At 62.1% G+C, this 20,373-nt stretch carries 17 protein-coding genes and 1 pseudogene; 3 read left to right on the forward strand and 15 right to left on the reverse strand.

Annotation, left to right across the window (positions count from 1 at the left end; all coding sequences use genetic code 11):
• Positions 1 to 299 precede the first annotated feature (299 nt).
• The gene (locus RWK44_RS34395; protein ID WP_127431462.1) at positions 300 to 608 is read left to right on the forward strand and encodes a WGR domain-containing protein; all 309 of its coding nucleotides are present in this window, start codon (positions 300 to 302) and stop codon (positions 606 to 608) included.
• Positions 609 to 914: 306 nt separating this feature from the next.
• On the opposite strand, the gene RWK44_RS34400 is transcribed toward RWK44_RS34395, so the two are convergent.
• Positions 915 to 1,076: a hypothetical protein gene (locus tag RWK44_RS34400; RefSeq protein WP_168259652.1), complete on the reverse strand. Its 162-nt coding sequence runs from the start codon at positions 1,074 to 1,076 to the stop codon at positions 915 to 917.
• 300 nt (positions 1,077 to 1,376) lie between these two features.
• The gene (locus RWK44_RS34405; protein ID WP_127431460.1) at positions 1,377 to 1,688 is read right to left on the reverse strand and encodes a DUF736 domain-containing protein; all 312 of its coding nucleotides are present in this window, start codon (positions 1,686 to 1,688) and stop codon (positions 1,377 to 1,379) included.
• 460 nt (positions 1,689 to 2,148) lie between these two features.
• On the opposite strand from RWK44_RS34405, the gene RWK44_RS34410 reads away from it, so the two are divergent.
• Positions 2,149 to 2,325 carry a hypothetical protein gene (locus RWK44_RS34410; protein ID WP_164735976.1) on the forward strand — a complete coding sequence of 59 codons (177 nt, stop codon included), beginning with the start codon at positions 2,149 to 2,151 and terminating at the stop codon, positions 2,323 to 2,325.
• Between the two features lie 6 nt (positions 2,326 to 2,331).
• Here the strand turns inward: RWK44_RS34410 and RWK44_RS34415 are convergent, their stop codons facing one another.
• The 13 genes and pseudogenes from RWK44_RS34415 to RWK44_RS34475 form a co-directional block, all read right to left on the reverse strand.
• A complete protein-coding gene (locus RWK44_RS34415; RefSeq protein WP_168259702.1) occupies positions 2,332 to 3,258 on the reverse strand; it encodes an ArdC family protein in 927 nt (308 codons plus the stop codon).
• A gap of 301 nt (positions 3,259 to 3,559) precedes the next feature.
• Positions 3,560 to 4,144, reverse strand: coding sequence for a hypothetical protein (locus RWK44_RS34420; protein WP_127431459.1), 585 nt, complete (start codon positions 4,142 to 4,144; stop codon positions 3,560 to 3,562).
• 389 nt (positions 4,145 to 4,533) lie between these two features.
• Positions 4,534 to 4,863, reverse strand: coding sequence for a hypothetical protein (locus tag RWK44_RS34425; RefSeq protein ID WP_310856091.1), 330 nt, complete (start codon positions 4,861 to 4,863; stop codon positions 4,534 to 4,536).
• Positions 4,860 to 5,747: pseudogene (locus tag RWK44_RS34430) on the reverse strand (DUF7007 domain-containing protein). The gene RWK44_RS34425 and the pseudogene RWK44_RS34430 overlap by 4 nt, the downstream one beginning before the upstream one ends.
• On the reverse strand, positions 5,744 to 6,220 hold the full coding sequence (locus RWK44_RS34435; protein WP_310856090.1) for a hypothetical protein: 477 nt from the start codon (positions 6,218 to 6,220) through the stop codon (positions 5,744 to 5,746). Before RWK44_RS34435 ends, RWK44_RS34430 begins: the two are co-directional and overlap by 4 nt.
• A gap of 90 nt (positions 6,221 to 6,310) precedes the next feature.
• Complete coding sequence (locus RWK44_RS34440; RefSeq protein WP_316030142.1) at positions 6,311 to 8,059, reverse strand: ParB N-terminal domain-containing protein; 1,749 nt, start codon at positions 8,057 to 8,059, stop codon at positions 6,311 to 6,313.
• Between the two features lie 515 nt (positions 8,060 to 8,574).
• Positions 8,575 to 13,677, reverse strand: a complete 5,103-nt coding sequence (locus tag RWK44_RS34445) for a DEAD/DEAH box helicase family protein (RefSeq protein ID WP_316030143.1) — start codon at positions 13,675 to 13,677, stop codon at positions 8,575 to 8,577.
• Between the two features lie 119 nt (positions 13,678 to 13,796).
• Complete coding sequence (locus RWK44_RS34450; protein ID WP_127431455.1) at positions 13,797 to 14,198, reverse strand: DUF3085 domain-containing protein; 402 nt, start codon at positions 14,196 to 14,198, stop codon at positions 13,797 to 13,799.
• A gap of 10 nt (positions 14,199 to 14,208) precedes the next feature.
• Entirely contained in the window at positions 14,209 to 14,814 is a 606-nt protein-coding gene (locus tag RWK44_RS34455; RefSeq protein WP_127431454.1) for a DUF1419 domain-containing protein, read from the reverse strand.
• Between the two features lie 64 nt (positions 14,815 to 14,878).
• Positions 14,879 to 15,904: a DUF3991 and toprim domain-containing protein gene (locus RWK44_RS34460; protein WP_310856120.1), complete on the reverse strand. Its 1,026-nt coding sequence runs from the start codon at positions 15,902 to 15,904 to the stop codon at positions 14,879 to 14,881.
• Between the two features lie 696 nt (positions 15,905 to 16,600).
• Entirely contained in the window at positions 16,601 to 16,801 is a 201-nt protein-coding gene (locus RWK44_RS34465; RefSeq protein WP_310856088.1) for a hypothetical protein, read from the reverse strand.
• A 615-nt stretch (positions 16,802 to 17,416) separates the two neighbouring features.
• Positions 17,417 to 18,181 carry a GntR family transcriptional regulator gene (locus tag RWK44_RS34470; protein WP_316030144.1) on the reverse strand — a complete coding sequence of 255 codons (765 nt, stop codon included), beginning with the start codon at positions 18,179 to 18,181 and terminating at the stop codon, positions 17,417 to 17,419.
• Positions 18,178 to 19,059, reverse strand: a complete 882-nt coding sequence (locus RWK44_RS34475) for an N-acetylglucosamine kinase (protein ID WP_221965955.1) — start codon at positions 19,057 to 19,059, stop codon at positions 18,178 to 18,180. Before RWK44_RS34475 ends, RWK44_RS34470 begins: the two co-directional genes overlap by 4 nt.
• 513 nt (positions 19,060 to 19,572) lie before the next feature.
• On the opposite strand from RWK44_RS34475, the gene RWK44_RS34480 reads away from it, so the two are divergent.
• Positions 19,573 to 20,295 (forward strand): Crp/Fnr family transcriptional regulator, encoded by a 723-nt coding sequence (locus tag RWK44_RS34480; RefSeq protein ID WP_168301585.1) that lies wholly within the window; start codon positions 19,573 to 19,575, stop codon positions 20,293 to 20,295.
• Positions 20,296 to 20,373: the final 78 nt, after the last annotated feature.

Here is a 20,373-nt window from a genome sequence, read left to right on the forward strand (position 1 = left end):
CCGCGATGTCCTTGACGCCGGAACGACGGGTGCAAAATGGGATGTCAGAGAGAGATTAAACCGCGTCCTGAAAGGACGCGACCGCTTGCCAGCACCGCTGGCCATGGGACGTTCCGGCCATATCCCATTAAGATAGCAGGCACAGGAATGCGTCTTGCCGCGAGAGGATCGTAACCCGCCAGGGCGCAGACCGCGTGCGGGCTCGGGTCGCAGCGCGACTAGAGCCGTGCGCCGTCGGCGCCTCGCCCGACACGCCATTCTTCACGAAAATGAATCGGTCGCACTTGTAAGATTCACATATGTCGTTGGACGTGGCGGCGACGTGTGGCGATCATGCCGGCATGATTTCGCAACCCTACCAGCTCTATGTCGAACGATCGGACCCAGCCAAGAACATGGCGCGGTATTATGCCATGGAGATCGAGCAGACGATGTTCGGAGAGGCTTGCCTGATCCGGCGATGGGGACGGATCGGCAAGCGTGGCCAGGAGAAACGGCATGTGTTCGAACGGGAAGAGGAAGCGGTTCACTTATTCCTTGAACTGTTGAAGCAAAAACGTACTCGCGGCTATCGGCCCAGAACAACTCTGCGATATTTGCAGAGCTGACCCCAATCGTCTCCGATCTCTCAAATAGCGAAACAGGGGCCGCCGAAGCGGCCCCTGTTGGCGCGTTATTCTCGCCGGTTCCAGTCGGTCTCGAACGACGCCTCGATCTCGACCGGCGCCTGAATTTTGGCCTGCGAGGAGCCGCAACGCGGTGGGGAAAATTCTGGCGCCGGCAGCTTGCGGCGCGACGGACGGGATGCAACATCCCCGATGTCGATGACAGAGATCGAAAGGAGAGCGGCAGTGGATCGCTCATCTCCGTGCTGTGGATGCCGGCGGACTGGCAGTGTTGGTGATTATGCGCCCTCAGAAGGGCGGCTCGGCATTGATGGAACCGTCCTGTTCGGCAAGTATCATGGTCAGCTCGGCCTGGGCGATTTCGAGTTCGGCTTCGATCTGGCGGCGCTCGGCGGGCTCAACGCAGGCGTTCAGCTCAGCGCGCAGTTCTTGGATTTGTTGTTCGATCATCGTCATCTCCTTGATGTTTGAGAAAGATGACGCCCACCGTCGTGGCGGTGGGTCAGGGTCAAGGATCGCGCATGCGACCGCCAGCGGCGGCGAGTGGGGGAGCCGAAATGCGCCAAGCATTTTGGGGGGACCGCTCGTCCTTGAGGCTGGCCCGGCTCCACGGCACGATTGGCTTGATATGAGCAGACCCCACTTCCCCGTATGGCACCCAAAAAGCTGGAAACGGGCTCGACGCCCGTTGCCTGCTTTCTCAAAGCGGCCCGTTGGCCCCGCCTTAGGCGGCGGGGCCTTGGTGGGATCTCAATCCCGGTTGGGGCGGGACCAGATCAGCTGGTAGCCGTCCTCGCCTTCGACCTCGGTGAGCGTTGCGTAGATCGGCGCCGGGAAGCTCGGGTCGTCCAGCTTGACCGAGAGGTAGTCGCGGTCGGTCTCGCTGGAGCGCTTCTGCCAGGCCGCACCCAGCTCGACATTGCCGGCGTAGATACGGAAGTGCGGACCCTTGTCGGAGGGGTTTTCGATGCGGGCGATGCGGGCCTTGACGTTGAGTGCGAGGGTGCGGATCGAGCCGGTGAAGCCGCTTTCGGTGGAGGTGAAGGTGCCGATGGTAGCCATTGTCTGTTCCTTTCTTTCGGTTGTTTCGGGCCGCGCCCTTCGCGGCCTCGATGGCTGTCGCAAGGATCGGGGACGATCGGACCGCACCCCGAAGGGGCCGAAACGACGTGGAGGGCGGCGGGGAGCGGCTTTGTTGCCCCGCGAGGAATGCGAACGCAGTTCGCAGGGGAAGAAAGTTGCGGACGGCCGTTGCGGGAGAACGATCGAGGCTAAGCCGGTCTTCGATCAGACATGCCTCATCGAGCCCGCGCGGGACGTGGCTATCACAGCGATGGGAGGAACAAGGCAATGGCGGCCCTCGTCATGGCGTTACCGTGCCGAGACACCGCAGCCGCTAAACCGTTACCCTGTCTCCAAGTCATAGCGTCGAATTCGGATGCGACAAACTCGGCCGGCCGGGCAGTTGCCTCCTGCCATTAACGCGGTATCGTGCGCTTGCGATTCGTCGCCTGGAGGATCTATGCGTCAGCAGACAAAGCCGTTTATCGTCGAAATCAAGCAGTCCCGAAAACTGAAAGCCACCGATCCAAGACCATCGATCTGGGTGAAACTGGACCTCACGTCCGATCAGCACACGCCGGCGGAGAAAGAGCCTAGAAACCTGTCGGCCGTTGCGGGTGACAACGACCGACCTTGACGTCTCCTACGCAGCCGCTCTGTTGTCGGCCTGGATGGACTGGAGTCCGTGCAGAAAGTTGACAGAACGCTGGGCATGTGCCGCGGCTTGGAAGATGGCCCGCCTGTCGTCGGATAGAACCTTCAGCCACGAGCCGAGGTAAGACGCATGGTCCGGCCGTGGCTCCAGCTCCGGTGCGATCCCGAGATCAGCGCAAAGGAAGCAGCTTCCAAGTTCGGCGATCAGTTCCTCGCGAGCCCGCTCGCTCTTGTCTTTGGCATATCGGCTGAGATCGCGCCCAACGCGATCGGCGCGCGCCGTCCAATGGCAACTTTCGTGACTCAGGGTTGCCACGTAAGACGCGGCGTCGCGGAACGTCTCGAACGGCGGCATCTGGATGTGGTCCGTGACTGGCGAATAATAGGCCTGCACCCCACCATGGCGGATGACTGCGCCGGTGTTGCGGAAAAAGCGATCGGCGTGCTCCATGCGCTCGTCAGGATCGAGCACCGGACCGGGTTTGTGATGGTACGGCTCCGGCAGCCCGTCGATCTGTTCGATGTTGAACACTGTATATGCTTTCAGAAACGGGATTTCCCGGTCGACTTCTCCACCATTGCCGTCCGCCTCGGACTTGGTGAAGCGGCTGGCGAAGACGACCGTCGAACCGGTCTCGCCCTTGCGCACCGCCGCTCCCAGTTCGAGCGCCTGCTTGAACGTCATCCACATGGGTGAGGTGAAGCCGCGCGCCATTCCCTCCGACCATAACAACAGAATGTTCATGCCCGAATAGGGCTGACCGTTGTAGCGTAGCGGCCGGGTAATCCGGCCATTGGTGTTGGCCGCGTGCCAGGGTTTCATCCAGGGTTTTACACCTTTTTCCAGATCGGCAACGATCCGGGCCGTGATCCGTGCATAGATGTCGGCGCGTTCGCCCTCGGCTTTCCTGCTCATGTCATTATCCTCCGTTTTGGGGGCCGCGCCCACCGCGGCCCCGTCGCGGAGGTCCGAAGGCAGGAGCGATCGGGTGGCATGCCGCACCGGAACTGCCGGAACGGAGAGAAGGACGGCGAAGCCGTTGCGGCGGACAACCGGCTCCTGCAGGACCGCCGACCGGGACGGGGTCGCGTGGCGAGCGGGGTCCATGTTTCTCTTCCTTCTGATGACCTGGAAAAAGGCCGGTCCCAAAGGAACCGGCCTAATGATCAGGGAGAGGGAAGAAAGGGCGGAGCCGAAGCTCCGCGCGAAAAACGGCTCAACCGAGTGCCGCCATCTGCGCCTCCGCCGCCTTGCGGTCGAGCGACTGGCCCGGGTTTTCGACCGGGCGGTCGAAAGGCTTCCAGGCTTCGCCGATGACGTGGCTGTAAGCAGCGACTGCGCCCTCGGCGGCCATCCGCAACGCGTGGGACTGTATGCCCATGTCGGCGGCGAATTCGCGTTTGCGCTGGGCGGCGCTGTCGTAACCGACCGGGCCATCGAGATCCTCGTCGCGGGCATCGTTTGCCGATTTGGCGGTGGCGTCTCGGGCCTCGGTGACGGCGCGGCTGTAGAACTGGCCGGCTCCGTGCGCCGAGCCGACATAGGCCCCGACGATGCGCTGGAGATGGATCTGCATCGCCTTCTCGCCGAGGCCGTCCGAGAGGCTGTCGGCGGTCTCAATGATCAGGCGCTCATGGAGCTCACGGACGCCGTCACTGTCGACCACCGCCGTTCCAAAACTCTCGGCAATCAGCATTGCCTGGACGGTGTCCGGGCATGTGAGCCTGACCATCTCGAGGGTCGCGCCCTTGCGGAGCGGCACGACGCGGGGGGAGGGTCGATTGGTTGCGGGCTTGGCCATGGGATCTTCCTTTCGTGGTTTCCACCGAAGCGGCTCCGGCCCCTGCCGGTCTGCCCTTCGATGCGATCGACAGGAACCGGCTGAGGACGGGCGCTTTCACAGGTCCGGGACGGCCGGACGAGCGAAACGGGTTTGCGGACAAGCGGGGTAAAGCCCTGCGAAGGACGCGGAGCCGTTTTGCGAGGGAGGCTGCACCGGCCGCTCCGCGGCGCCGCCAGCGACCTTGAAACGACCGGCCGCCGGTTCAGACCGCAGCGAAAACGAAGGGCAGACCGGCGGGGCGGGCTAAGGCTCCGAAACCCCGGAGGAGAGAGCGCCTCGCGACCGACAGCCCGCATCCCTTCCTCCAGCGCGGATCAGCCGCCACGAAAGCCCCCATACGGTCAGACTCACGCCGCCGCATTACCCGCATCATCGCCGAGCATCAGACGCATGGTAGTGATCGCCCGCTCCTGATGTTGGAGTTTGCGAGCTAGGGCAGCGATTTCCGTTCGCCGTTCGAAGCTGAGCCGCTCGACGTGATCCTGCAACAGCTGTTCGTCGGAGCGCGTCCACCGCGACCCGCCCCGGCGGTGCGAGCGGGCTTTCGCCTTCTCGGTGGCCGCTCTGCGTTCGGCCCGGCCCGTGATCTGCCGGTGAATGCGATCGAGATGGTGGTGGGTCTCTCGCCGCGCCGCCTCCATGCGGAACAGAAGAACGCAGGGACTGACCGGTTTCATGGACTGGTCACCCGCGCCTGCCAATTGATGAAAGACGACGGTCCGTCATAGGCAGCGTGGCGCGCCGGATCGATGACGAAGCCAAATCGGCCAACCTCGTACTCGTCTCTTGGCACGAGATAGCGGCGTTCTTCATCGGTTGCCCGCAGCCCGCCGATCGTGGCGATGACTTCGGTTATCCCGGCATGCTGCTCCGAGCGTAGCGCGGAGATGACGATCCAGTCGCCGGCATGCTCCCGCTCGAAGGCGCGGCGATCCTTCTCATGGGATTCACCGGGCGCAAGGGGGCGACCGAAGATCGCTTCCCAGGCATCGGGCCACTAATCCCGGATCGTCCGATCGGCGCACTTGCGCTCGTATCCGGTAAAGAGATTCGGATAGGCGAGGGCAATCGCGGCCCACGCGGTATCTTCTTCGTACCAGCCGCCTGCGCAACGAAGCATCGGATGAATCTTGACGTTGCACTCGTTGCACAACTTGAACCCGCCATGCCCGGCCGTGGTGTGAGAGACGATACCCTCCGCGTAGACGGTGGCGCCCTGCGAAGGTCCCCACGGGGTGGAGCAGTTCATCCGAACCGTTGGCCGGGCGAGCGCCCGGAGCTCGCGGCTGTGTTCGGCCTGTTCGAACATCCGTGCTTGAAATTCCGCCTCATCCGCAACGGCGCCATGATGCGAATAGAAGTCGTCGCGTTTGAGTTCGGAAAGCGGCCGTGCCACACGCCAGGCGCTCACGAGAAAATGCTGGCCATCGCGTCCCGACACCATGGCGAAAACGAGATCGCCGACACGGGCGACAGGCAGGTCATCGGCGCTGCGGCTGAACTCCGGCCCTGGCAAATCACGGGCGGAAGCTGCTTTGGCTTGGAGAGCAGGCGTGTTCATGCCGCGACCCTCCCCTCGACGTGATCGGCCGCCACTTCATCGGCAGTGACCTCTTCCAGCACGACATCGGGATAGCCATGCCGGGCCAACCATTCCTCCGCGGCTTGGCGATTAGCGGCGAGGTGGACGAGTTCGGCGTTGTCGCCGGCGCGGTCGAAGACCCTGACGTGGCCGAGCTGCGGGCGCTCGATCACCTTGAATGTCAGGCTGCTGTCGAGCGAGAACGTCCTGTGGATACGGATCGTGATGACGCCATTGCCGCCGAAATCGCCCTCATGCAGCGTGAAATCCGGCGACAGGTTGGCATTGCCGATGCCGCGCTTGCCCTGTTTGCGGATCAGCCTGCCCTTGCTGTTGCGGTTTTCCCAGGCGGCGAGCTTCTTCCTGTGGCGCTCGGGCGGGCGGGGCGTGCCGTCGGACCAGACGACAATCGAGCCGATCGGGGCGAGGTCATAAATCAAAGACGCAGACATCTTCGTTCTCCTATTTTGAGGTGTGGAAACAAAGCAGCCGCCGGTGATGGCCGGCGGCGGTATCGATCAGTATGACGTTGTGGGAGAGGGTTACTCGGCCGCAATTCCGTAAGCGGTATCGGGATCCTCAGTGCTGGTGTCAGCGTCGGCTTCATCCAGTTCTTCGAGCCCGGTGTCGGCTGCGTTGCCGCCGTCCTCGATGCTGCCCATCGGCCCGTCGGCGGGTGCATCGTCGTCCTCGCCCCCTTGCTCCATGTTCTTGGCCAGCCACTCGCCCAGCTTCACGTCATCGGGTGCGAAGAGGCCGGACGGATGCACGAAACGCTCTTCCTTGAAGTGCTCGACAAGGGCAGCCCGGGTGTCCCTGACGCGCGGGCGGGGAGCGACACTCCTACCGCCGCAGGACGCTTCCAGTGCCGGACGCGATAGGCACGCGAGGAATTGCTCCGTGCCCATGTTCGGAAGATAGGTGTCGGCGCCGATGGCATCCCCGGCGATCCGGGCGACAATACCACTGTCCGTGCGGTTGGTCCGCGCCGACAGTGCGTCGATCAGGGTCAACCTCGCCACGACACGAAGCGTGTCCGTGGCGAACTCCAGTTTACCGCTTTCACCGATCAGCCGGACAGCGTGCCGGGCGAAACGCCTGGAGCCGTAGAGATGGTTGGAGGTTTCGGAGCCGGAGTCGACCGAGACGTTCTGCCCGGCGAATGCGAGGACGAGCAGCGCCATCAGGATATCGTCCTCGATCGGCGCTCGTGCCAATGCCTCGTGCAGAGCGTCTGTGCGGAAATCGCCGATAATGTCGAGGCCGTTTCGGGTCACGTCGGGACGGGTCTTGGCTGCAACATCGATGGCCTCGTTTCCGTCCTCACCGCCGGGCGCGGTCGGATCGGCCTTGCCGTTCGCCTTCTTCGCCTCCGGCATCCGGAAGTGGGCGGACTGCACCTTGCCCTCTCGATCGAGATACATGGCGGTGCAATCGCCCTTGCCGGGCTTGCCGTAGACACGCTCCGCCTTCGGCGGCAACTGCGGCTGGCCCCAATTGTTGAGCTCGACGATGGAACCCTTCTTCGGGAGATTGCTGCTCATCCATTCCTGCTGCGCACCGAGGAACGCTTCGACGTTCGTCGTGAAGCGATTGTCCTCGTCAGCCGGTCCGAACAGGTCTTCCGCCCATTCGATGCCATAGGCCTGGCGAAGATCGTCGCCAAAGCTCGCATCGCGCGCGAACATGCGGGTCTTGGTGAGGCCGGTGGCGATCGCCCACCAGGATGCCGTGTCACCCTTCTTCGGCTTGTGGGCCTTCCAGACTTCCTTCTGCTCGTCGAGCGACGCCGCGGAAATCGTGCGAAGCTGCTGCTCGTTTGGCATGTCGCCCCTGGCCATGTGATCGAGCATCGCCGGCAGCACATTGGCGAGCAGTCGAAGCTTCCGGATCTGTCTGACCGGCAACGCCAGCGCAATCGCGATCGCTTCCTCGGTCCAGCCGAGAGCAACGAGGCGCTCGATGCCGCGCCATTGGTCGACCGGATTGAGCGGTTCGCGCGCGATGTTTTCGATCATCGAACGCATCGCGCCATTGTCGTTGGCCGCCTCGACGACGATAACATCGATTTCCTCGATGCCGGCGGCGATCGCCATGCGGGTGCGCCGGTGACCGGCTTCGATGACATAGCCGTTGCCGCCGGCTTCGGCGAAAATGACGGGCGGCTGGATGATGCCGACGGCCTTGATGGTCGCAAGCAGCAGCGCGTCGGCCTGGGGCGTCGACTTCGACTGGCGGGTATTGTCGGGATTGTCCTTCAGCGCACGCGGATCGACCTTCATGAGTTGCATGGGAGTGTTCCTTTCCGGGGGATGCGGACCTGGCCCTCTGCCGGTCCTTCCTGTCTTCATTTTTTTCCTGAAGACATCTTCCGGACCGCAAAGCGGCCCGACCGGCGCAACAGCGGTCGAGCAGCCCTGCCGCGAAGGACAAGCGGGGCTAACAGCCCTGCGAAGGACGAGTGGCCGGGATGCGGAGGCGGCGGTTGAGCGACAGCGGCGGCGGGAGGACCGATCTGCGATCGGTTCTCCTTCCCTTTCCCCTTCTCCCTTTCCCAACTTCTTCTGATAAGCGCTCTGCTACAGAGCTCGAAATCTGGTTGCGAGGGAACAAAAAAATGGGCCGTCGGAAAACCGAGGCCCATGAAGTGTGAAGGTCAAAAACCTCCAGAGGGGAACAGCTGTTGCGGCGGCACTGGGAGGAGACCGCCATGTGCATCAGCTGTGTGCACTATGATCATTTTTTGATCAGATGGAAAACATTTATTGTGCAATGCACCTATGCGCATGCGGCACTGCTTCCAAGATCAAGCTGATTGCCTGGCAGAGGTACCTGCCTCGCGCGCCTCGGCTGCGAATTCCGCCTCAACGTCCCGGAGCTGGCGACGCTTTTCGCCCAGTTCCGCGGCAAAGGCGAATTCGCCACCGTCACGGGTTTGGTATGACGCAAGACGTCTGCGCGCCTCCTCCAGCCGCTGGCGATAGCGTTCCCGCTCCCCGTCGAAGTCGTCGAGCGCGTGCTCAAGGCGGGAGACCGCGCCGAGCGGCGTCACCGTGACAGCGAGATCGATCTCGTAATCCGCGCCCGTGCGCTGAAGCAGGGTCGTGTAGCGATAGCCGTCAGACCTGCCGAACCGCTCGCCATCATAGACGAGATCGAAGCCACCAATGGAGGCGATGACGATCTCACCCTCCTGTTGAAGCTGGACGAGGGTAAGGATTTCCTTCATCAGCGCGCGGCCGGCTTCCTTTCGCTCATCGTATGAAACGCCCGTGACGGTCATCGTGAAGGCATCTCCCGCAGTCGGAACCAGCCGTCGGATATCCCTGCCGATCTCGTCGATACGCCGGGTCGATACCTCGATGTCGCGTTCGGCGTCCCGGACTTGCCGACGCACCGCGAACAGATCATCATCATGGGCGGCGCGTAACCGCTCGAGACGAGCGATTTCCGCTTCGAGCCCGGCCTTCTGCATCAGGCGCTCGTCGCCCGATGCAATCGCCTTGGCCATGGCGAACTGGTTGGCCTGGCCTTCCCCAAGGTCGTCCAGCCGGCGGATCGAGGTGTCGCCAGAAAGGGCGGCGGCGATAAAGCGGGCCTTGCGCTCATTGTTCTGCCACATCGCAGCATCGAGTGACCCTTGCGTAGCATAGGCGAAGATATCGACGACATCGTGCTGATTGCCTTGGCGGACGATTCGACCCTCGCGCTGCTCGATCTGGGATGGAAACCACGGCACATCGAGGTGATGCAGCGCCTTCAATCTGAGCTGAGCGTTAACGCCGGTGCCCATCATTTCCGAGGAGCCGATCAGGAAGCGAACCTTGCCCGAACGGACGTCGCCGAACAGGCGTTGCTTTGCCTCGGTCTTCTTGAAGTCCTGAATATAGGCGATTTCCGATGGCGGGACACCGAGACGGACCAGTTCGTCGCGAATCCAGCGATAGGCGCTGAAGCCGCGCGTCTTCTCGACATTGATGGTGCCGACATTGGAGAAGATCATCTGCGCGGCGCCCGGCAGTTCATAGGGCTTGCCGTCCGGGCGATGATAGGTGTTTTCGCCCGTTTCCTTCCAGATGTGAAAAGCGTTCTCGATGAGCAGATTGAGCTTGTTGTCCGGCTCGTCGTCGTTTGCCGGAATGACCAGCCGCAGGTCGATCGCCGCGTGGCGGCCGTCGGTGATGACGGATAACAGTATGTCGTCGCCGGGCTGGGCCGGGCCCTCGCGCATCTCGATCGCCTTGATGCGGCTGTCGAGGATCTGCTGATAAAGTTTGAAGGCCGGCGTCGGCCTGGCCGTGAGAATCTGCCGCCGGCCGGTCGAGAGTGCGGGGACCTTCACATATTGTTTCAGGTCCTCCGGCATCACCACGTCGGCGAAGGAGCGGAACATGGCGATCAGCTCGGGCACGTTGACGAAGCTCGCAAACCGGCTGACCGGCTTGTATTTACCGGACGGCTGCATTTCGAGTTCGGTCGTCGTGTCGCCGAAGGTCGAGGCCCAGGCGTCGAATTCGTGAAGCCCGCGTTCGCGGAGCGCCTCGTGGCCGAGCAGGCGCTGGATCGAGAACATCTCACCGAGCGTGTTGGTGATTGGCGTGCCGGAGGCCAGCACGAGCGCGCGGCCGGGATTTTTGGTCTCGATATAGCGAGACTTGACATAGAGGTCCCAGGCCCGCTGCGATCCGTTCGGGTCGATGCCTTTCAGCGTCGACATATTGGTCGCAAAAGAGACTTTGCGGAATTCCTGCGCCTCGTCAACGATGATCTGATCAACGCCGATTTCCGAGATCGTGAGAAGGTCGTCCTTGCGCGTTGAGAGCGCTTCCAACCGCTCTTGCAAACCTTCCTTCAGGCGCTCGAGCCGCTTTCGCGACACCCGATCCTCGCTGTCCACCTTCGTGAGCAGATCCTCGTAGAGCTCGAGCTCGTCCTGGATCATCTGGCTCTCGAAAGCCGACGGCACGGCGATGAACCTGAAGGCAGAATGGGTAATGATGATTGCATCCCAGGCTGCCGTGGCGGCGCGCGACAGGAAACGTGCTCGTTTGTCCTTGGTGAAGTTTGTCTCGTCGGCGACGAGGATGCGGGCATTCGGATAGAGGGCGAGGAACTCGCGCGCTGCCTGTGCCAGGCAATGGCCAGGCACGACCAGCATCGCCTTGGCGATCAGGCCGAGACGGCGCTGCTCCATGATTGCGGCGGCCATCGTCATCGTCTTGCCGGCGCCGACGGCGTGAGCGAGGTAGGTCGAGCCGGAGGAGATTATCCTCCAGATACCACGCTTCTGGTGCCCATACAGAACAAAGGCGCCGGAGGCGCCGGGCAGTTTCAGATGCGAGCCGTCGAACTTCCGCGGCGCGATATCGTTGAACCGGTCATTGTAGGCTCGCGCCACCCGGTCGGTGCGGTCGGGGTCAGTCCAGACCCAGTTCTGAAAAGCTTCCTTGATCTTTTGTAGCTTGTCGCGGGCTGCTTCGGTATCGACGACGTTCAGAACGCGGCGTTCACCCCCAACATCCCTATACACGTCGAAGATCTGTGGAACCCGGCTGTTCAGCGCATCGGCCAGCAGTTCGCCGGCGTGACGGCGCGCCGTGCCCCATTCGGAGGTCCCCACGGCACTATAGCCAAGCTGCCGTGCCTCGACGGTCCATGACCCGAGCTCCGGCATATGGTGGATCCTGATGTCCACATCCATCGTTTCCTTGACGAAGGCGACGACATCGGCAGCCGGAATCCAAGGTGCGCCGAGACGTGCGGTGATATCCGACGGCCGGAGGTCGGCAGGCTGGACGTCCTGCAGCGCTCGGACATTGCGCTCGTATATTGGATCGAGTGCAGCCGCCGCTTCGGCGACGGTGAGCTTCGTGCGGACCGGGCCTGAGAGATAGGCGTCAGAGGTCTGCCAGGAGCCATCGGCGGGATCGCGGAAGATGGCGTCACCGAGTTCGTCGATGACAGCGTTGGGGTCGCGATGCAGCAACTCGGCAATATGCTCGGGATCAACGCGGCCGCGTTCGTTGAGGACGACGGCCAGCGCATCGGCCGCACTGGTGATGACGGGTGGTGCCGGAGGCGAAATGACCCGCTCGGAGAAGATCGGACCGGGCTTTGCCGTGTCTGTTTCGAGGTCGTAGTCCTCGATCGAGGCCACCAGCCAGCAATCCGGGTCGTCCAGGAACGGCTGGAGATTGGACCGGCGATGGGTTTCGCGGACCTCGCCCGTCTCATCATCCTCCGAGATCGAGACCGTCGTGTGGTTGATTGGCCCAAAGTCTCGGACGAAACTCGACCAGGCAATACGCAGCCGAACCTGCAGATCCCACCACGGCTGGTCGCGTTCCTGCGCTTTCAGCACCTCGCGCACGGCATCGCGGATCGGAACCAGCTTCTTGATAATCCGGACATGCTTTTCGGACAGGCCGTCGCCTGACCGGCCTTTCCGCACCGAAACCGCGAGCGGCACTCCGTCGATCATCTGCATGAGGCCGTGGCGGTTATTGATGAGGAAGCTGCCCTCGCGGACCTTGTCGTTGCCGGAGCGGAGATCGACGATCTCGCCCAGTTCCTCTTCCAGATCGATGTCGATCTGCGTCGGCTCGCCGTCATACAGATTCTCCGGAAGAAGAGCGATCACGGCCTTCAGTGCCGTTTCCAGGTCTTCACCGGCGCGTGGCCGGCACGTATAGGTCTCGCCGAACGGGCCAGACGTTAGGGCGTGCTCGCCGAGCACGAGATCCGGGTGCTCTGCGAACCAGCGGTTCACGCGGATTGCACCGTCGTCGGATGTGGCCGGGTGCACCTCCTCCAGATCGAGCCACGACAGATCGCCCTCCGGCTCGGCGATCCGGCGCTTGCGGAAGAACAGGATGTCCACCACTACGTCCGTGCCGGCATCTGCCTGGAAGCTGCCCTCGGGCAGGCGGACAGCGGCGATCAGATCGGCGGATCTGACGATATGCTCGCGGGCCGTCGCGTCCGCCTTGTCCATCGTGCCGGCGCTGGTCACGAACGCCGCGAGTGCACCAGGCTTCAAGAGATCGATCGACCGGGCGATGAAGTAGTCGTGCAGTTGGAGACCGAGCGGACGGTACTGCCGATCCGAGCGAACCGTCCGATCGGAGAAGGGCGGGTTGCCGATGGCGAGATCATAGATCGCATTGAGATCGGTGCGCGCAAAGTCGGCGTTGATGACGCGCGCCTTCGGCTGAAGCAGCCGGGCGATCCGTGCCGTGACCGGATCGAGTTCGATTCCGGTGACTCGAGCGTTATCCCTGAACGCGGTTGGCATCAGCGCCGGAAACAGGCCCGTGCCGATCCCCGGCTCCAGCACCCGGCCTCCACGCCAGCCGAGACGCTGAAGTCCCGCCCAGATCGCGCGGACGATGTATTCCGGCGTGAAGTGTGCATACTGAGTGCAGCGGGCGAGCGAGGCGTAGTCGGTCTCGGTGACGGCACTTTCGAGCGAACCGCCGAGATCGTCCCAGCCCTTGCGGAATGCAGTTTCGCCGGGCCGGCGAAAAATCCCATTCGCAAGATCCGAGGCGCCAAAACCGGTGAAGCGGATCAGCTTCGCCTGTTCGTCACGGGTGGCGGGTCGATCCTGTTTTTCGATTTCGGTGGCAGTCAGGATGGCCGCAAGATTTGCCTTCGCCCGCTCCTTCCAGGTCGCGGCCAAGCCGCGGTCGTCGCCGTCGTTGAGATAGAAGTTGGTTCGCTCGCCGTGTCTCCGCGTCGCCGGCCGCTTCGTAGCTGGCAGAGGCAATGCCGGCGTGGGGGAGGGCGGCGGTGGATCGGGATCGTCGTCATTGGCGGCGAAACCGCCAAACGCGGTGACACCCAGGCCGAAGCCGGACGACAATGCACTGCTGCCTGATATATCGAGGGTGAAGGGATCGTGGGACATGAAAGCTCCTTTTCGAGGATGTGCGCCATCGCCCACGGGACAGGTCCCGTGGCTGCGAAGGCGGATGAAAATGAGTTGTGGGAATTGGACCTGGTTCGTCCGGCGGCAGCGATCGCGAGCTACGAGCGCGTGATTACGGAGAGCTGCGTTGTTTCCGTCGCAAACTCCGCCCGCAGATACGTGGCTTCCGGGTTTGTGGAAAGCATGGCTTCCAGGCTCTCAGCGTCGATGAAGACGATGCCGTCGTCTCCCCCGAAATACCGGCGCTTGTAGTGCCAATGGTCCGGATTGGTCTTCGGATCGCACTCGTCGGCATAGACCGCGAGTGCCCTTTGACCCTCTGCCAATTTTCCGTTGGAAAGCACATAGACGCCTTCATCGCCGACGATCCACAGGCCGTGCCGTTCGTCGTTGTCCGGGAGAAGTCCATAGTGAGGATTGCGGAAACCGCCATTGGCTGCCGCGTCGGTGCGTCCGCGCGCGATCACCGCACGGACATCGACCGCGCTAAAAGTGAACATGGCGTCCTCCTCACGCGGCGATCGGGGAGGGAAGGTGGCGAAGATGCACCGGCAGCTTCACAGCGATCTCCCCGTCGGTGAGTTCCTCGAGTAGCTTCAGGAAAGTGCCCTCGTTGCCGCCATAGAGCACGACGGTGCGCTTGCCGCGAGCGGACTGCGGCCACTTGTCTCCGGCATAGCCGCGGTAATCGTCGGCAGTCGTGCTCCAGATATGCTCGAGCCGCTCTTGCCGCGTCATGGCCCGGACCGGACGGCTTTCGCGCTCGATGATGGCGACGCGCATCGTTTCGACGGATGCCTTGTCGGAAAGATCGCAATAGCCATGGAAATACCGGATCGCCTCGTCGATCCTGAGCGCGAAGAACACTGATGTCACCGAGCCGGTCATGTATTCGCGCATCGCAAACATGGACCCTCGGATCCACAATGGCGGTAGGATCTCGAACATGTAATCATGCTCGGTCTCGCCGATCTCGAACCATTCGTCTGCGTAGAATGGCGCGGCATCACCATCCCAACGGTTTGGGCGCTGCGCGTGGCGATCGAACATGCGGAACATCTGCTGGCGGCTTGCGACGCCCTGAAAAACCTTGGCGATTGCGGGAGAGGGGATCATCTGCGGCTCCTTGCGCGTTTTCGGACCGAAGTGCGGCGCCGTCCTCTCGACCTCGCCATCCTCTTCAATCCTTCATGACCCCTTCCGAGCTGCCGGCATCGCGACCGGCCGGGTCAAGGGCCGGCCCAGCCGGGCGAAGCCTCCCTTGATGCGGGCGGTGCGAATGCGGCACGCCTCTTTCCTTTTCCCGTTTTTCCTTTTTCCCAATCTTCAGGGTCTCGTTCCAGTCCTCCTCGGGCGGGCGCAGCCGCGTCCAGTCGCACCCGGTATCCTCGGCGAGCGCCCGTAATCGCTCGGCAAACAGATCGCCTTGTGCATTGGCGTCCGTTGCGGCGACGAGTTGGGCGCCGGGCCGGAAGGTCAGTTCCCACAGCGCGGCTTGCGTGGCCGGCGACCATCCGCCGCCGGTGCTCAGATAGAGCGTGCCGTCGCGCAAACCCTCGATCGCCGCGAGACTCATGGCGTCAATCGCAGCTTCGGTGACGGCCAGGCGCCACGCAGTAGGCGGCCCGAGACGGAAAAGAACCTTGTTCCCTCCAGAGGCGAACCCTCGGTATTGCGGACCTCGCGCCTCCCAGCCAGTCACAACGCCGACACCGTCCGTATGAGCTGCCCACATGCTCCCGTATGGCCCTTCCCGCAGAAGGTCGCCTTTGATCGCCACGCGGAGCAACGGCACCGGCAGGCAACGATCGCCATGGAGATAATGCCATGTCGGTGATCCGTGCCATGGGCGCCGGCGCGCCTGCCAGCGCTCGGGAAGAGAGAGGTTGTATCCTCCTTCACGCCTCGCGGGCTGCCACTCCGGATCTGTGATCCTGACACCGACGAGATCCGCGACCCTTTCGGCGCCTTCGAGAAAACCGACATGGTCGAGATGCTCGACAAGCCCGAATACGTCGCCTTTCGCATCGCTGAGCGGATCGAACCATCCGCGCCCCTCATGCGTGACGATGATGATTTCACCGTCACGGCGAAACTTGATCGCCCGCCGGGTGCTTTCCTTGATGTCGATGGCGAAGCTCGCCCTTTCGAGAACGGCCGCGCAACTGACCCGTTCGCGCAGCGCTTCTATGTCTCTTCTCTTCATTTTATTTCCGATCGCCCGGCGATCGGCCCTCGTTGCCTTCTTTGCCCGTCGTTTCGCGGGCACCCTTCGGCCAGCCGCGAAGAGCAAAGGCGGCAAGGGCGCGGCTGACAAGTGTCGGATCATGCTATGCTCGACCGCGGCGAAGCCTCCCTTGCGGCTTGCAGTTCGCAAGCGGCACGCCAGAGGCAGGGGCAGGTTCAATGAGCCGGCCAGGGAAAGAATTCGTGAACGATCGCAAGATCGTTGTCGGGGTCGATTCCGTCAGAGGGTAGAACGCCGTACTCGCCATCGGCTTCGACGCGGGAGAGCTGGAAGGCGTTGGACCGTGCGAAGGAAAGATCGCGCGACTTTAAGGAGGTTCAATGGGAGCTGGCCAATTCCCGCTCAATGGCTCCTCAAAGGCAGGGGACGGACGCGATCAGCCCGACGCGGAGCGGCAGCGGCCACAACTTCCTAGCGGACCTTCAGCGGGTTGACGGTAGAATCCGGAGCTCGGCCAGGATCTATCACAAACACGCGGATCGGCCTGCTTTCGTGCCACCTCAGCGGCGTGCCGCACCGACCTCAGGAGCCAGTGTCTCCGTACTTTCAAAACCGATGGCGCGATCTTGCTGCGGGCTGACGTTGCCAAGACGACGCATTTAAAAGCAGCATGCAAAGCAAGGTGAAAGCGTCCGGCGCCAGCGACCGTGGCGATCAATCTGACCGCGTGATCTTCATTTTCTCGAGCGCCTGTTCCACTGAGTCGGCGTTGAGTGAAATAACCGCACGCTCCATGCACGCCTCAATTTCAGCGGTATCCTTTCCCTCGATCAACGCGATATCAGTCACCGCCCAGCCTCTAGATATCCAATGGAGGCAGGTTCGTTCAAGCGGCGAGAGTATCGCAATCTTCATGGCGTGCTGGTTCCACTCAGCCAAAGCCAGCAGGTTTCCGAGCGGAAAGCATCGACCATGAGATTGGAGAACCTGTGCAAATTTGATCCAAGATCACCATGATCGCTTGTCTCGAAACCCTTTGGCCTACCTGTCCAGCTCGACTTCAACTCAAACTTAGGGTCAACACCAAGAGATCTGCGTCGTCTTCAGGCACAAGCCGACCTTTGTGCTCAGCATGCTCATGGCGTTGGTGGGTCCCGCAAGCGGGAAGCGTATTTGTCAGAGCAATCCAAGCGGCGACGGCGCGCGTGGCTGCCTTGGGAAGGCGGCCCGCGACCAAGTTGGGCTCGAGACCGTAGTTTGATGCGAGTGACAGCCGAATCGAAGCGACTGCAATTTCGCGCTTAGCTCGATTGAATATTTCAGGGAAATGGCTGCGTGGTCGGACAAGCCTCGAGCGACTGTGACGACGAATTCGGAGTCCAGGGCGCGCAAACCGCATCGAAGGCAGCCAAGTCATTCGCTAAGCGACCGAGCAATCTGGCCGCAGCTTCTGAACTTCGTCGATCTCTCGGCGCATGTTCGTTTGCATGGTGGCGTGCATGATAGAATCCTGTCTTGTAAGAAGAGGGGTCAGTTTTCGAGAAAGGTGAGCTCGCTGACGAAACCTTCGGCATTGCCTCGGAAAAGAGAGCGGGTGAATTCGATCGCGCGGCCCGAAGCAAGATAGGCAACGCGTTTTGTCAAAAGCCCAGCCGTTCCGACCGCGACGCCAAGCGTTGTGGCGTCCGGATCTTCGATGTTAAGTGCGAAAGTGCGTTGGATCGCACGAACGGGTCTAAAGTTTGCGTCCGCGAGTGTGTTGCAGATGGAACAGGTAACGGTACGAGCGTCGGGCAGGAACTCGGAGGAAATGCATATGCGTTCAATCGCAAGCGGCTGGCCCGCCGAGCTCCGCAAATGGGTGATGCGCACGACGCGACTGTCGCTTGACAGGCCGAGTGTCATCATCTCCTCTGGTGCGGGATGGGACGTGCTGCGCTCGATGCACTCGACTTTCTTGCCCGATCCAAGCCAGGAAATGCCACCTGTCAAAAGATACGCGCGTGACGGAGGCTGATCTGCGCGGACCGCCGATCCGGCTACGAAGGTTCCTGAGCCGCGCCGGCGAACCAGAAATCCGTCTTGCACGAGATGGTCGATTGCTTTGCGGACCGTTACACGGCTAACGCGGACATGTTCAGCGAGGTCTCGTTCGGGATAAAGAACGTCGCCCACTTTGAGTTTACCCGACAGGATCGCCTTTTCAAGCGCCAGGCGAAGCCTTTGATAGAGCGGACCGGCGCCGTTGATGTCTGTGCCCCATCCTGGAAGCATAGCCGCAAGCGTGTCGCTCATTCGATCGCTTTCAGATGCCCGAAGCGCGACACAGCCAGGGCCACGGCCCCGCTCAGTGCATCGCCTTCGGGCGTTACCAGTAGACTTTGATGCCGTGCAGCGATCCAGGACGAATACAGCGGCCCCAATCCCCCGAGCAGGCAAATCTTCTGCGTTCCTCGAGCGACTAGACGATCAAGTGCTTCGTCAACTGAAACAGCGGCTTCTTGCAACAGGCGCGCGGCGACAGCATCGCCCTGTTTCATGTGCTCGAATACGCGCGGCGCATAGCGGCCGAAGGCGCCGGGCTTTGCATGCCGCGCAAACTCGACGATATTGCGCGGGTCATTTTTGAATTCCGCAAGGACGGAGGCGGTCATCGCGGACATGTCGTGGATGCCGTCATATGCGAGCAGCGTTTCTTGCAAAAGCGCATGTCCAATACGAGCACCGCTGCCGAGGTCGCCCACAGTAAAGCCCCATCCGCCGACGTAGGTCACCGTTTCGCAGTGGCGGGAAATGTAGATCGTGCCTGTTCCTAAAATGGCGACGGCTCCGTCTTTATCACCAAGCGCGCCTTGTAGCGCGATCAGCCCGTCTGACTCGATGTCCGCCTGGGCGAAGGGTAGCCTGTTTTTCACGTAGTGAACGGCCTCGCCGACATTATTGCCTGCGACCCCAAGTACTGCACGCGCCGAGGCGATGCTACGCGCATTGATGCCAGCTGCGTAGAAAGCCGCGCGGGTCGCACTGGCAATGTTGTCGACGGCCGTATCCGGATCGGAGAGAATGTTAGCTGGCCCGGCTTGAGCCCGCGCAAGGATACTCCCGTTCGCACCGGCGACTGCAGCTCGGCAGCTGGTGCCACCGCCGTCGATTCCGATTAGGTAGACAGTCATCCGCCCGTTCCTTCAGGATGTCATCTGACACAACGTCGATCGCGTTCAGGCCGCACCAGCCGCGCGCACCGCCTTAGTACGTTCGTCGCACAAACATACTGGGCCGTCAATTCGAAATCGGCTAGGGAGAGTATGGGCGACCCAGCTGAAGCAACCCGTAATGCCTTTCGACCTGAACCCTTTCCCCGTCGCGAGTAGCCGTCATACAATTTGGGATATGCTCGTGCGCAAACACGTCGGCAGCTTCGTCGCCCAGGGTTGGAAGATCTTTGCTTCGTCGTTCAAGTTTGAAGGATTCTGCGGGTCGGCCTCGTGTCGAGGCAGGCGCTTCCAAAACAGCATGGCACGGAAACTTTGATCTGGATCAACTCGCGGTCCCGGCGAAATTGGTAATCATCAAGCCGCGCCGGAGGAAATCGGGATAGCCGAACCCGCAATCGCGACGTAAGCGTCTGAGTATGCCCAGCATGCGCAGCCACATCCGGCACACGCGGATTTTGAAGGGATCAGGACATGGACGTTGCACGCAGTAAGGGTTCCGACGCCGGCACTCCCGTCGCTTGCGCTTCCTGCCAGGCGCGGCACGGCGTCGTCTGCGGCGTACTGTCGAGCGGTCAGTTAAAGGATCTCGGCCGCCACTCGCTGCGCCGCAAGGTCGATGCCGGCAGCGAGATCATCGCTCAAGGGTCGGAAAGCTCTTTCTATTCGAACATAATGCGCGGGGTGGTGAAACTCTGTAAGGTGATGCCGGACGGGCGCCAGCAGATCGTCGACCTGCAATTCGCCCCCGATTTCGTCGGCAGGCCCTTCGTGCGCGAAAGTACGCTGTCGGCTGAGGCTGCGACCGATGTCGAAATCTGCGTCTTCCCCCGCGACCTGCTCGACCGCATGATATCGGAGACGCCGGAACTGCGGCGCAGCCTGCACGATCTGGCGCTGAAGGAGCTGGACGCCGCGCGCGAATGGATGCTGACGCTCGGCCGCCGCACCGCCGAGGAGAAGGTCGCAAGCCTGCTCTACCTCATCGCCACCCACGCCGAACCGCAAACGGCCACGAGCACCGCCTTCGACCTGCCGCTTTCCCGCGCCGAGATCGCCGATTTCCTCGGGCTGACGATCGAAACCGTCAGCCGCCAGATAACCAGGCTGCGCAAGAGCGGCGTCATTCGCATCGAGAAGTTTCGACATATCATCGTCCCCAACATGGATGAGCTGGAGCGGATGATCAGCGCATAGAACGGGATCAGCTGCCGAATTCGGGATCAGCGCGTGATTACGACGCGGTTGTTGGCGAGGCCAGCCTGTGGCGCCAGC

Source organism: Rhizobium sp. 25PS6 (assembly GCF_032464655.1).
GTDB classification, from domain to species: domain Bacteria; phylum Pseudomonadota; class Alphaproteobacteria; order Rhizobiales; family Rhizobiaceae; genus Rhizobium; species Rhizobium laguerreae.